Genomic DNA, 13,525 nt, shown 5'->3' with positions numbered 1-13,525 from the left:
GGGGTGGTACAGATGGACGGGCAAGAGGAAAATGTGACGAAGCATGAGCAGCTTCTTCAGCATATTGAGCAGTTGAAGGTCGGAAGTAAAATTTCCGTGCGTGGATTGGCGCGTGAGCTGGGAGTAAGTGAAGGTACGGCGTATCGTGCGGTCAAGGAGGCAGAAAACTTCGGACTGGTCGTAACCAAAGAGAGAATCGGAACCGTTCGGATTGAGAAAAGACCACGAGGAATGTCGGAGCAGCTGACCTTTGCTGATGTCGTTACGATTGTTGAGGGACATGTGCTGGGTGGAAATGATGGACTGACAAAACCACTGCACAAGTACGTGATTGGAGCGATGAAGGAACAGGCGATGGCACGTTACATTGACGCGGGCAGCCTGCTGATTGTGGGTAACAGGGAGGATGCACATTCCCTTGCACTGGAGCAGGGTGCCGGTGTGCTGATTACCGGCGGGTTTGGCACGAGCAGGGACGTGAGAGTGATGGCAGACGAGCTGGGGTTGCCTATCATCTCCTCCAGGCATGATACATTTACGGTGGCTTCCATGATTAACCGTGCAATATTTGACCGACTGATCAAGAAAAAGATTATGCTGGTCGAGGACATTATCGGTCAGAAGCCCCGCCTGCAGGTGCTTAAAGTGACCAGCTCTGCCGCAGATTTTCATATGCTGGTATCAGAGACCGGAGAGCATCGTTTTCCCGTTGTAGATGAATGGAATCGCGTAATCGGCATTGTCAGTCTGAAGGATGTCAGTGAGCTGCAGGCAGACCAGAGCATTGAAAAGTGTGTGATTCGCCGCCCGATTACAGCATCCTTGCAAACTTCGCTTGCGTCGGCCGCGCAGATTATGACCTGGGAGGGCATTGATTTCCTGCCAATCGTAGACCGCAACCGTAAACTGATTGCTTCCGTTACGCGCAAGGAAGTGTTACAGGCTATGCGGGATGCCCAGAAGCAGCCACAGCTTGGCGAGACGTTTGATCATCTGATCTGGAACGGATTCGCGGAGGAGCGCGGGGAGCATAATGAGCTGTTGTTCCACGGATTTATTATTCCCCAGATGGCAACGGATCTTGGTACGATCTCGGAAGGTGTACTGCTGAATATTATGACACAAGCTGGACGAAGGGCGGCCTGGGATGTCACCGGAAACGATCATGTGGTGGACAATGTTACAACTTATTTTGTACGTCCGGTGCAGATCGAGGATCAGGTTATTGTACGTCCGATGATTCTGGAGACAAGTCGTCGCACATGTAAAATGGACATTGTCATCACCCGAGAGGGTAGTGTGGTCTGTAAGGCAGTGATGACCCTGCAATCCATAGATCATGCGTAGGACGAGGAGTTCGTAAATCGAATTGGATTGAATTAATACAGACATATTGTTACGAGCAAAATGATGATATCACCACAAAGAGAGCATCCCCGTTCGTCGGGCAAGCTCTCTTTGTGGTGATATCAGTATACGAAAAACAAACACAAGTGGTTTGCACTTTAGGCTGATGCGTCACTGGAACGCTGTTTAATTCTGGCGTAATAACTGCGGTTGCGTATGCCGGCAAACACGTTATAGGCACCCATGACCAGGAAAAGCGCTTCCACTATAACAGATAGGGTGGAGCCGCTATAGACAAACATCAGGATCAACGCAAGAAGTATAAGCATGCTGCCCATCCAGATATTGGTCCAGGAACGATACAAGCCTGCAAGATGAGGATCTGGAGTCCGGCGTGAACGAATGCTGTTCAGTGCGGAACAGATCATAACGATGGTGAACAGGGCGATGAGCACATATTTAAATACTTCAATCAACACGCAGAAGCAACTCCTTTTCTGAAAAACCTATACTGCCCTTATTGTATCATGTGCTGATGCAGCCAAGGGCAGTTTTTTGAAGTTTTTCCGAGTTACGCGGGTACGTGTATTCGAATCTGTACCCAGACCTGCAGCACACCTTCCATAACAAGCATCGTTTTGACCTGAACGGAATATTCTTTTTCTCTGACCCTATAAACCTTCTGATTGAGCATAATCCGGGTCATCTTGCTGTACTCATCAATGTTAAATACATCTCTTCCACGCAGCACTTCCAGCTCATCCCCCAGCTTTTGCAGCATCACTTTCAGGGATGCCTCATCCGGCCCTTTATCCGATTCCTCTGCGCGAACCTTGATTTCCTTGATCACCGTTTGGCGTTTGCTGTATTTTTTCAGCGTTTTGATGTCCTCCTCGTTCTGATGCAGCTGGAGCTGCAGCTCCTGATTGTTCAGCCACAGCTGGTTGTAGCTTACATGAAAAACACCGTTATACACGACACATCCAGCGATCATTCCCAGCACAAAAACAGCAGTCATACGCATCAGCGGGCGGTAACGGGAGAAGGGAGGAAGTCTCATGTATCGTTATCAGGGGTCATTTAACCCCGGCCTCCACCGCACACCCACTTGACGAGCTCGGTTCCCATATGCGCACCCATAAAGGCGGAGATCAGATACAAAATTTGTTTGACCGCCGGTGACAGGTTGCCATCCAGAAAATTGCTCTCAATTACACGCATCGGATCAATCGTACCGCCTACAGCTGCAGCGAGTGCCCATATTTTGATTTTGCCGGAAATGTCGAGCATCGTCTGTGTAGGGGGCTGGAGAGAGATGACCGCACCAACGCCCCCGATCATCGCGCCGCCCAGCACGATTCCAAATGCAATAAAAAAATCAAGAATGGCTTTGGACAAAAAAGTGCTCACTGGCAACACCCCTTTCAGACCCAGCAGCATACCTCCTGTCTTTGGTCTGCAACAGGGGAGCGGCTTGTACTTCTATTGTATGGGCGATCCCCCTGCCGTTATGATAAAATAGAATAATAAACTCCTATTAAATAGGGAGTATTTCAATATTGTTAAAATGATTGATATTTGTGCATGTCTGCACGAATTCGTAGAATTCGAAGCATGCGTATCAGAGATACACTAGGGCAGCCCGCAGCTCAGCGCTGAGAGCTGTCACTGTAAGCGGTGAAAGGAAGAAAAAAACATGAGTTCTTTTGTGCATTTGCATGTTCACAGCGAATATAGTTTGCTGGATGGCGCTGCGCGTATTCCGGATCTCGTGGATAAAGCCGCAGATCTGGGAATGACCACACTGGCGCTGACCGATCATGGAGTAATGTATGGTGCGATACCATTTTATAAAGCTTGTCTGGAACGGGGAATCAAGCCGATTATTGGCTGTGAGGCATACATGACCGCAGGCTCTCGCAAAGAGCGTGGCAGCCGCAAGGATCAGCCAATCTACCATTTGATTTTGCTGGCGAAAAATATGACCGGATACCGAAACCTGATGAAGCTGTGCTCCATCGGACACTTGGAAGGGTTCCATTATAAGCCGCGTATTGATATGGAGAGTCTGGCTGCGCATCATGAGGGGATTATCTGTCTAAGTGCCTGTCTTGGCGGCGAAGTGCCGCAGCACCTGCTTCAAGGACGTGAGGAAGAGGCTCGCCGGGCCGCGATGCGTTACAAACATATTTTCGGGCCTGACTATTATCTGGAGCTACAGGATCACGGGCTGTCGGAGCAAAAGAGGGTCAATCCACAGCTGATCAAGCTGGCGACTGAACTGGATATTCCGCTTGTGGCAACGAATGATGCCCACTATCTGTCAGAGGAGGATGCAGAGCTGCAGGATGTGCTGATCTGTATCGGTACAGGCAAAACGGTAGAGGACGAGACTCGTTTGCGGATCGGATCGAATCAGTTGTATTTGAAAAGCGGAGAGCAAATGTCTCGCCTGTTTCCTCATGTGCCGGAGGCTATTGCCAATACGGTGCGCATTGCAGATGCCTGTGAGCTGAAACTGGAATTTGGCAAATCCATTTTGCCGGAATATCGTCCGCTGCCCGAGGGGCTTAGTCCATCGGCATACTTGCGTCAGCTGTGTGAAGAAGGCATGCAATCCCGTTATGCTGGTTCCGGGCGCTGGAACGATGCGATGCTCAAGGCAGAGCTTGAACAACGGCTGGACTATGAGCTGCGTGTCATCGACAGCATGGGGTTTTCGGATTATTTCCTGATTGTATGGGACTTTATCGCGTATGCACACCAGCAGGGGATTGTGACTGGACCGGGACGGGGGTCCTCCGCAGGCAGCTTGGTCGCTTATACGCTCCGGATTACGGATGTAGATCCGATGAAATACAATCTGCTCTTTGAACGGTTTCTGAATCCTGAACGGATCTCCATGCCTGATATTGATATTGATTTCAGTGATGAACGACGTGACGAGGTCATTGATTATGTGGCACAGAAATACGGCAAAGCGCACGTTGCCCAGATTATTACGTTTGGAACGATGGCAGCCCGGGCTGCCGTGCGTGATGTTGGGCGGGCGCTTAATGTGCCCTATGGCGAAGTGGACAAGGCTGCGAAGCTGATTCCTGCACAGCTCGGCATTAACATAGAACGAGCAATGGAAGCCACACCCGAGCTGAAGATGCTCTATGAAACAAAACCGAAGACACGCGAGCTGCTGGATATGGCGATGAAGGTCGAGGGCATGCCGCGTCATGCCTCTACTCACGCCGCGGGTGTGGTCATCTCTCGTGATCCGTTGACCGATGCGGTGCCGCTTCAGGAGGGCAGCGAGGGAACGGCATTAACCCAATATGCCATGGAGAGTCTGGAATCCATCGGGCTGCTCAAAATGGACTTTCTGGGTCTGCGGACACTATCTATTATAGAACGGTGCCTGCGCTGGATTGGGGAGCGTGCAGAGGTGCCGGATTTCACGCACATCGCGGATGATGACCCGCTCACCTATGAGATGCTTGGACGCGGAGACACCATGGGCATATTCCAGCTCGAATCTGCCGGAGTGCGCCGTGTGTTGAAGGAAATGAAGCCAAGCGTGTTCGAAGATATTATTTCGGTGCTGGCCCTGTATCGTCCAGGTCCGATGGAGTTTATCTCCAAATATATTCAAGGAAAGCACGGGCAGATTGAAGTGGATTACCCTCACGGAGATCTGGAGCCCATTCTGAAGGATACGTATGGCATCATTGTGTATCAGGAGCAAATTATGCAGATTGCTTCGCGGATGGCGGGCTTCTCACTGGGAGAAGCCGACCTGCTTCGCAGAGCGGTGTCGAAGAAAAAGCGGGAAGTGCTCGATGAGGAACGCGGACACTTTGTTCAGGGCAGTCTGAAACAAGGTTACAGTGAGGCTGAAGCCGATCTGGTTTACGATATGATCGTCAAGTTTGCGAACTATGGCTTTCCTCGTGCTCATGCCGCTGCATACGGGGTGCTTGCTTTTCAAACCGCCTATCTGAAGGCGCATTACCCTGTGCATTTTATGGCCTCCATGCTGACGGCTGTGATGGGCAGTCATCGGAAGGTTGCAGAATATGTTGTCGAATGCAGGCACATGCAGATAGATGTGCTTCCGCCTGACGTCAATGAGAGTGGTGTTTTATTTACACCGGTGTTTGCATCTGCGGGTGACAAGAGCAGTGACCTCTCATCAAATATGCAAGAGACCATTGCTGAAGGTAAACAGGAAAATGCAGCTTCTGAAGGCAATTTGGAAAATACCAATAATGGATATTTAAAGGAACTTCAGGCTGATGAAGCTCACGGAATTGGTGAAGTCCATGTAATTCGTGATGATAATTCGCCTGCTCACTACGGCGAGCAGGCGGACTACGGGGATGCACCGTTACCGGATGATCCGGGACCGATGCCGGAAGAGGATGGAAGTGGCGGATGGCAGGCTGTGTCCGCTATGTCTGCAGATGATATGTCCGCAGGACGGTCTGATCCGGGCTTGGTCAACGTATCGGCATTACAAGCGAAGCAGACACAGCTGCAGGCTCGGGAGCATGATCAGCAACACGATCAGAAGAATGCACAGCTTGAAGGCAATCAGGCTGCACATTCATCTCAATCTGTACAGCAGAGTTCGTCAATCGAGGTGAGAACAGAGCTGTCACATGATGGAGAAACTGTGGACATGATGAATTCTCTGTCAGGGGCGATACGATTTGGTCTGGCCGCAGTAAAAAATGTAGGGACACAGGCGATGGAAAGCATTATGGCGGTAAGACAGGAAAAGCCGTTTGACAGCCTGCTTGATTTTTGCCGTCGTGTCGATCTGCGGGTGTGCAACAAACGTGTCATTGAATCACTCATTCAGGCCGGTGCATTTGACAGCTTGCCTGGACACCGTGCTCAACTGCTGGCGATGCTGGACGAGACGGTGGAGGCGGCACTCAAGTGGCGTAAGGAACGTGAGGACTTGCAGATTCAGCTGTTTGATTTTGTGGAGACGCCAAACTGGGAGATCGAATATCCCGAAATTCCACCGTTCTCTGTCAGTCAGCAGCTGGAGCTGGAGCGTGAGCTGCTCGGCTTGTATCTGTCCGGTCATCCTCTGGATGATTACGAGGCTGTGCTGGCATCCAGCGGAGCTGATCGCATTATGGAATTAACGGAGGCGACTGACGATACGATGGCTGTCGCCGCAGGTATGGTCGTGTCTGTGAAGTCGATTACGACGAAACAGGGCAAGGCGATGGCGTTCATGGAGCTGGAAGACCAGGTCGAACGCTGTGAAGTGGTTCTCTTTCCCGAGGTATGGCGGCGCAGCCAGCAGCATGTCGGGAAAGGTGAACTGCTCGTCGTGCGTGCCAGAGTGCAGCAGCAGGACGAGGGGTTCAAGCTGCTGGCCGAGGAAGTGTCGCCGCTGACACCGGCGGCACTGGAACAGCAGCTGCGCAGCCGCGAGCGCCGCGGCAAGCCCGGCAGCGGCAGCGCTTCGCGCCCGGCGCAGGCGGCTTCGCCGCAGCGTCCGGCGGGCGCGGGAGCCGCAGCGCAGCGCAGCAGCGCAGGCGGTAACGCTTCCGCTGCGCGTGGCAGCGGAAGCCCTGCCTCGACGCGCAGCGAGGCAGGCACAGGCGCCGCAGCTGGCGCGCGCGCAGGCAGTGCGGCGCCTGCGGGCAACGCGGGGCCGGGTCGTGCCCCGCGGGGGGCCGAGCAGCGGGTGTTCGTGAAGCTCACCCCGCAGGCCGAGCAACCCGAGCTGCTGGTGCGACTCAAAGAGCTGCTGCAGCAGCACCCAGGCCCGGTGGCGACGGTGCTCTTCTACGAGCAGCATCAGAAGCTGCTCGCCCTGAGCGACGCCTACCGGATCAAACCTTCACCGGCCCTATTCTCCGACATGGAGAAAATGCTTGGTGAAGGTACAGTCAAAATCAAATAATAGCTGAAGCAGGTGATTATCTGCTTCAGCCAGCATGTCCGCCGTGGGATTAATCAAACGGCGGACATTTTTTTCAGCTAGCCCCCTTCTATCTGGACTGCATCATGCATCGTCGTCTGTCATTGAACTCTAACGATCCGCACAAACCTTATTTTGGGAAAATAGAGGCTGTATTTTTTTTGACGATCACCAGAAACGTTATTTTACTGGGGAATGGAGGAAAACGCCGAAAAGTCGCATATTTTGATGGAATAACGTCCCTGTGGATCATTAGAATTTGAGAAGGTCGATTTGCAGGTGAATAGCGTCATCTGGGATCGTTAGCGATGTTTTCGGCCATTACATTCGTTTAGTGTGCGATATCGGATCAGAGCGCCGTGCCATCAACGGTATGCAAGCAACTCTTCCGTATCCCATGTCATCAACGACACGCAAGCGACTCTCCCGTGCCCCATGCACTTAACGACACGCAAGCAACTTCCCGCCTCCAGTACCATTAATGTTACTTTTGCAACTTAACCCCCTTCACGTATACATATGTCCAGCAGTCCATCTATAAAAACGGTGGTTATTCTTCGTCCACTGCAGATGCGACCAATTTCATTTACTACAGCAGCGGTGTTTACCCTCACTTTCGCATATTTTATGAACATTTTGCGAGTTCGCTGCATACACTTGAGAACACCGAAGGACCTTGAGGACTTCGGGGGATTGATGCGGGAGGTCGAAATATGTCATATGAAATCGTGGAAGCTATGCTGGCCCGGCGAGGTGTACAGATTGATGCGATCGCAGAAATTGTATATCGTTTGCAAAAAGGGTACCACCCGGAATTGACCATGGACGACTGTGTAACCAGCGTAAAATCCGTTTTACAGAAAAGAGAGGTGCAGTATACGCTGTACACCGGCATTGCGCTGGATGAGCTGGCTGAGAAGAAGCTTCTGCCTCAGCCGCTACAAGCCATTATGGAAGCAGATGAGTCCCTGTATGGAGTGGACGAGACTCTGGCTTTAGGTATAACGCATGTGTATGGCATGATCGGTTTAACGAGCTTTGGTTATCTGGACAAAGAGAAAATTGGCGTCATTCATGATCTGAACGAACAACGCTCGGCTGTTCATGTGTTTCTGGACGATCTCGTTGCAGGTCTAGCGGCAGCAGCCTCTGCCAGAATTGCACACAAAAATATTAAAGCCAAAAAGTACCCTTCGGACCTGTAACACCCTGAATTACCATGTGTCATACTGCAGACATTCCGTTGAGGTGTGCGGGAGGAACAAGGGCGGCTATAGCTGCCCTGTCAGGCTTTTTCCTGTTTTGAAAAGGCTAGGAATTTGATCACACTCCTATGACCATCCTGCTCGCCAAGCTGGGGCCAATGTCCCGAATAATCCGATTTTCTCGTCAAAGGTCCCGAACCCTTCCTTGCAGAAAAAAACGGAGGTATGGTATCATTAGTCCAATATACGGGCTCTGAACATTAGCTTAGGGGGCGGACATGGCATGTGGACGGTGATTTACATTGCGCCGACAGCAAAGGTTGCGGACAAGATCAAGACCAAGCTTTCGGAAGAAGGTTTTCTGGTACAGACCCGTCCCATCAGTTTATCCAAGCAGCAATATGAGATTCGCGTCCCTTCTGGGGAATTGGAAGAGGTTCAGGAAGTGTTGAATTCCATTCTGCATTCCTGATTCACTCGATATTGAAGTGCCTTGGCAGATGACAAAGTACCATGGGTACATAAGGGGCTGACCGCGAAAGCGGAGAGAGGAATCGACTTGCATGTATGTACTGCTGTCCTTCCTTCTTTTTTTGTTAAGATTTGAACCAGATGTGATGCTCCCCAAGGTCTTGCCAAGCGGATTCGAACAAAGGTCTAGCAATCTTTCGGTTATTGTAGGTAACATCAATTGTGCGGAGAGAAGCCGCTGATTTTTGCCTTGTACCGGCGGATTTTTTTGTTGTGGATGCTGGACAAGGTCTAAGGCATCATATGAATAATAAGCGTAAGCGGTTCACCGCGGCATGCAGATGAAGCTGGTTTTGCAGTGAGCTGCAGATGCGGTCATCAAATCAATGGCTGGAGAGGTGTAGTTGTGTTCAAAGATATATTCCAAAAGAAACGGAAGTACGCTACCATACCTTCCGAGCGTGCAGTTCCAGGCGAACGTCAGGAAGCCATCGAGCGCCCGAAACGTGAAATACCTGAAGGGCTCATGAACAAGTGCAGCAAGTGCGGCACAATTCAATATAGCAAGGAACTGGAGAAGAACCTGAAAGTGTGTCCTTCCTGTGGTTACCATATGCGTCTTAACGCCATGGAGCGTATTGCGATGGTGCTGGATGAAGAAGGCTTTGTGGAGTATGACGCTGATATGGTATCGGTTGATCCACTCGGGTTTCCGGGATACAGCAACAAGCTGGAACAGCAGCGTCTGAAATCCGGTCTGAAAGAAGCTGTTATTACGGGAGAAGGCACGATTGAAGGTCTTCCTGTTGTCGTTGCGGTAATGAGCTTTGATTTCTTCACAGGCAGCATGGGCTCTGTTGTAGGAGAGAAGATTACCCGCGCTGTTGAGCAGGCTATTGAGAAAAAGCTTCCGCTGATTATTTTCTCCACTTCGGGCGGAGCGCGGATGCAGGAGAGTATCCTAAGTCTGATGCAAATGGCTAAAACAAGTGCGGCCTTGGCTCGTTTGGACGAGCAGGGAGGTTTGTATATTTCCGTGATTACTGACCCGACGACAGGCGGAGTTTCAGCTAGTTTTGCTAGTCTGGGCGATATCAATATTGCTGAGCCGGGCGCTGTATTCGGTTTTGCAGGCAGGATTGTAATTGAGCAGACGATTCGTCAAAAGCTGCCTGATGATTTCCAAACGGCAGAATTTAATCTCCAGCATGGTCAGCTGGACATGGTTGTTCATCGGAAAGAACTTCGTGCAACCCTCGGTAAGCTTCTCGATATGCACAGTGAAAAGGGAGGGGTCTAAATGGCGGGTGGTTTGCCATATGAAGCGCCTCTGATTGAGATGCGCAAAAAGATTGAAGAACTTGTTCAGTTTGGACAGGAAAAAGGGATTGATTTCACCGAAGAGATTGCCCGCCTGGAAGAACGCTATCATAGATTGGAAGAAGAGATTTACACAGGGATTACGGCAGCTCAGAAAATGCATCTGGCTCGCCATCAGCAGCGCCCGACAGCTCTGGACCTGATCCAGCTTATTTTTACCGACTTCATGGAGCTGCATGGGGACCGCATGTTTGGTGACGATCTGGCTGTTGTTGGCGGACTGGCCAAGCTGAACGGACAGACGGTGACGGTTATTGGACAACAGCGTGGTAAGGATACGAAGGATAACATTGCCCGTTTTTTCGGGAGTGCTCATCCAGAGGGCTTCCGCAAAGGATTGCGTTTGATGAAACAGGCTGACAAATTTGGCCGCCCGATTATTACCTTTGTTGATACTAAAGGAGCGTATCCGGGTAATACTGCAGAAGAGAGAGGTCAATCGGAGGCGATTGCCCGCAACCTGATGGAGATGGCCAAGCTGTCCGTTCCTGTCATTGTGGTTGTGATTGGTGAAGGTGGAAGCGGGGGCGCTTTGGCTATGGCTGTAGGCAACCGTGTGCTGATGCTCGAGCATGCGATCTATTCGGCTATTTCTCCTAATGGCGCAGCTTCAATTCTGTGGAAAGATGCATCCAAGGCAGATCAGGCAGCGGAAGCAATGAAAATTACCGCTAAAGACCTGCTGGAGATGGACGTCATCGAAGAGATCATTCCTGAACCACGCGGCGGGGCTCATCGGGATTATGATGGAGCTGCAGCAGCCATCTCCGAAGCGCTTGTTCGTCATCTGCAAGAGATGAAGGGGTGGAGCGCGGAACAGCTGAAGCAGGACCGTTATGAGAAATTCCGCAAAATCGGATCTGTGACCTTTGAAGCAGCAGCACCTGAGCCAGAAATGGTTGAAGAGGAAGCTTCTTCGGAAGCAGAAGCGGAATCCGTTGAGGTTCAAGCATCGGAACAGCCGCTACAAGCGGAGCCTGTGAGAAATTTGTCGGGAAATGCAGAATAATATGACGAATTTCCTATACAAATAGGAAAAAGTATAGTAAATTTAATAGTTGGAAAAAGAAAAATAGAGATATAAAGAAAGACCTTTAAAATCGGAGGAAACCCAAAATGCGCAAAACGAAAATTGTATGTACGATTGGTCCATCCAGTGAATCCCTGGAGAATACCAAGAAACTGATTATGGCTGGCATGAACGTAGCCCGTCTAAACTTCTCCCACGGTGATTTCGATGAGCACGGCGGACGGATCAAAGCGATTCGCCAAGCATGTGAAGAGCTGAACAAAACTGTAGCAATCCTGCTGGACACCAAAGGACCGGAAATTCGTACAGGTAAACTCGAGGTTGAGCCGATTGAACTGGTTCAGGACGAGTACATCACTTTGACCACAGAAGAAATTCTGGGAACCAAAGATCGTCTTTCCATTACGTATGCAGATCTTCCTAATGATGTTGAAGCAGGATCTACGATTCTGATCGACGACGGTCTGATCGGACTGACTGTGGTGGAAGTACAAGGCACAGAGATCAAATGCCGTATTGTTAACGGTGGTACAATCAAAAGCAAAAAAGGTGTTAACGTACCAGGCGTAGCTATCTCCCTGCCGGGTATCACTGAAAAAGACGCTAACGATATCGTGTTTGGTATTGAGCAAGGTATTGATTTCATCGCGGCTTCTTTCGTACGTAAAGCAAGTGACGTACTGGAAATTCGTGAGTTGCTTGAAAAGCATAATGCAGGTCATATTCAAATCATCTCCAAAATCGAAAACCAGCAAGGTGTGGACAACCTGGATGAAATCCTTGAAGTGTCTGACGGCCTGATGGTTGCTCGTGGAGATCTTGGTGTAGAGATCCCTGCTGAAGAAGTACCTTTGGTACAAAAACGCATGATCGAAAAGTGTAACGTTGCAGGTAAACCGGTTATTACAGCTACACAAATGCTGGATTCCATGCAGCGCAACCCGCGTCCAACTCGTGCAGAGGCGAGTGACGTAGCGAATGCAATCTTTGACGGTACAGACGCAATCATGCTGTCTGGTGAGACGGCTGCAGGTAAATATCCGGTAGAATCCGTTCTGACGATGTCACGCATTGCTGAAAAAGCAGAATCCGCTCTGCCTTATCAAGAGCTGTATCTGAAACAACGTGTTGCTCAACAAACAACCGTTACTGAAGCAATCAGCCAATCCGTTGCGCTGTCCGCTCAGGATTTGAATGCAAAAGCGATCATCACTTCGACTGAATCTGGTCATACAGCACGTATGATCTCCAAATACCGTCCTGAAGCACCAATTATTGCGGTAACTACAGAGGACAGAACTTCCCGTCGTCTGGCACTGGCTTGGGGTGTAACTCCCGTTAAAGGCAGACTGGTGGATTCTACCGATGCTTTGTTCGAAAATGCAATTGAAGGTGGCGTGAAATCCGGACTGGTTAAAGAAGGAGACCTCGTTGTTATCACAGCAGGTGTACCTCTCGGCCGTTCAGGATCTACGAACCTGATCAAAGTAAGCCAAATTCCAAACAACGCTTAAAACGGCGTACGCTTGGAATAGGAATAAGGAAAGAAGCAATGGGGCGCTGGTGCTCCGTTGCTTTTTTCAATATTAATGACACGATTCTGCGTTGAAGTGCGTATGAATGGTAGAGCCAAGGAGGCTGGAACCGTGCAAAAAGAGAGCAATGGCAGCTGGTATTCTGCACAGCTCCGTGTGCGTTATCAGGAAAGCGACCAGATGGGTGTTGTGTACCACGCGAACTACTTGAACTGGTTTGAGATCGGACGTACCGAGATGATTCGCCAAATGGGGTATACATATCGTAAAATGGAAGAGCAGGGGCTGCTGCTTCCTGTAACCGCGCTGGATGTGAAATATCACAAACCGGCACGCTACGATGACGAAATCATCATCTTTACTCGAATCACTGCCTTTAGCGGTCTGCGTTTAACATATGAATATGATGTTAGGCGTATATCTGAAGCACCTGAGCATCCACAAGTGACTGCAGAGCGTGTGTGGTCACAAGATGAATCACTCCCTGGCGAGAGACTGGTGACAGGCTCCACCCAGCATGTATGGGTTAATGGAGACTGGAAGCCGGTTCGGCTGGATAAGGCAGCTTCTAAGCTATACAGTGCACTTGAGAAGGTATGGCTTTCAGGAAAGGAGTAAT

Annotated in this window: 11 protein-coding genes; 8 read left to right on the top strand and 3 right to left on the bottom strand. The window is 50.3% G+C overall.

Going from position 1 to position 13,525, the window contains the following annotated elements; genetic code table 11:
• Window positions 1-12: 12 nt before the first annotated feature.
• On the top strand, window positions 13-1,347 hold the full coding sequence (locus tag DFQ00_RS02400; RefSeq protein ID WP_110893743.1) for a DRTGG domain-containing protein: 1,335 nt from the start codon (window positions 13-15) through the stop codon (window positions 1,345-1,347).
• 158 nt (window positions 1,348-1,505) lie between these two features.
• Here DFQ00_RS02400 and DFQ00_RS02395 read toward each other — a convergent pair whose 3' ends face one another.
• The 3 genes from DFQ00_RS02395 to DFQ00_RS02385 form a co-directional block, all read right to left on the bottom strand.
• Entirely contained in the window at window positions 1,506-1,826 is a 321-nt protein-coding gene (locus tag DFQ00_RS02395; protein ID WP_174812265.1) for a YtpI family protein, read from the bottom strand.
• 92 nt (window positions 1,827-1,918) lie between these two features.
• Window positions 1,919-2,407 carry a sporulation membrane protein YtrI gene (locus tag DFQ00_RS02390; RefSeq protein ID WP_110893741.1) on the bottom strand — a complete coding sequence of 163 codons (489 nt, stop codon included), beginning with the start codon at window positions 2,405-2,407 and terminating at the stop codon, window positions 1,919-1,921.
• A 20-nt stretch (window positions 2,408-2,427) separates the two neighbouring features.
• The gene (locus DFQ00_RS02385; RefSeq protein ID WP_110894075.1) at window positions 2,428-2,757 is read right to left on the bottom strand and encodes a YtrH family sporulation protein; all 330 of its coding nucleotides are present in this window, start codon (window positions 2,755-2,757) and stop codon (window positions 2,428-2,430) included.
• Window positions 2,758-3,043: 286 nt separating this feature from the next.
• Here DFQ00_RS02385 and DFQ00_RS29715 point away from each other — a divergent pair, with 286 nt between their 5' ends.
• The 7 genes from DFQ00_RS29715 to DFQ00_RS02350 all read left to right on the top strand — a co-directional run bounded on the left by DFQ00_RS29715 (window position 3,044) and on the right by DFQ00_RS02350 (window position 13,524).
• Window positions 3,044-7,267 (top strand): DNA polymerase III subunit alpha, encoded by a 4,224-nt coding sequence (locus DFQ00_RS29715; protein WP_244213661.1) that lies wholly within the window; start codon window positions 3,044-3,046, stop codon window positions 7,265-7,267.
• A 731-nt stretch (window positions 7,268-7,998) separates the two neighbouring features.
• Complete coding sequence (locus tag DFQ00_RS02375) at window positions 7,999-8,490, top strand: phosphatidylglycerophosphatase A family protein (RefSeq protein WP_110893739.1); 492 nt, start codon at window positions 7,999-8,001, stop codon at window positions 8,488-8,490.
• A gap of 283 nt (window positions 8,491-8,773) precedes the next feature.
• Window positions 8,774-8,962, top strand: coding sequence for a glutamate decarboxylase (locus tag DFQ00_RS02370; RefSeq protein ID WP_090920220.1), 189 nt, complete (start codon window positions 8,774-8,776; stop codon window positions 8,960-8,962).
• A gap of 405 nt (window positions 8,963-9,367) precedes the next feature.
• Window positions 9,368-10,261 (top strand): acetyl-CoA carboxylase, carboxyltransferase subunit beta, encoded by an 894-nt coding sequence (gene accD, locus DFQ00_RS02365; protein WP_110893738.1) that lies wholly within the window; start codon window positions 9,368-9,370, stop codon window positions 10,259-10,261.
• Window positions 10,262-11,350, top strand: a complete 1,089-nt coding sequence (locus tag DFQ00_RS02360) for an acetyl-CoA carboxylase carboxyltransferase subunit alpha (RefSeq protein WP_110893736.1) — start codon at window positions 10,262-10,264, stop codon at window positions 11,348-11,350.
• 107 nt (window positions 11,351-11,457) lie between these two features.
• Window positions 11,458-12,885 (top strand): pyruvate kinase, encoded by a 1,428-nt coding sequence (gene pyk / locus DFQ00_RS02355; RefSeq protein ID WP_110893735.1) that lies wholly within the window; start codon window positions 11,458-11,460, stop codon window positions 12,883-12,885.
• A 75-nt stretch (window positions 12,886-12,960) separates the two neighbouring features.
• Complete coding sequence (locus DFQ00_RS02350) at window positions 12,961-13,524, top strand: acyl-CoA thioesterase (RefSeq protein ID WP_244213660.1); 564 nt, start codon at window positions 12,961-12,963, stop codon at window positions 13,522-13,524.
• Window position 13,525: the final 1 nt, after the last annotated feature.

This window comes from Paenibacillus barcinonensis (genome assembly GCF_003217495.1).
In the GTDB taxonomy this organism is placed as follows: domain Bacteria; phylum Bacillota; class Bacilli; order Paenibacillales; family Paenibacillaceae; genus Paenibacillus; species Paenibacillus barcinonensis.
Note: the sequence above shows the minus strand (reverse complement) of the source record. Positions and strands in the feature narration are given on the sequence as shown.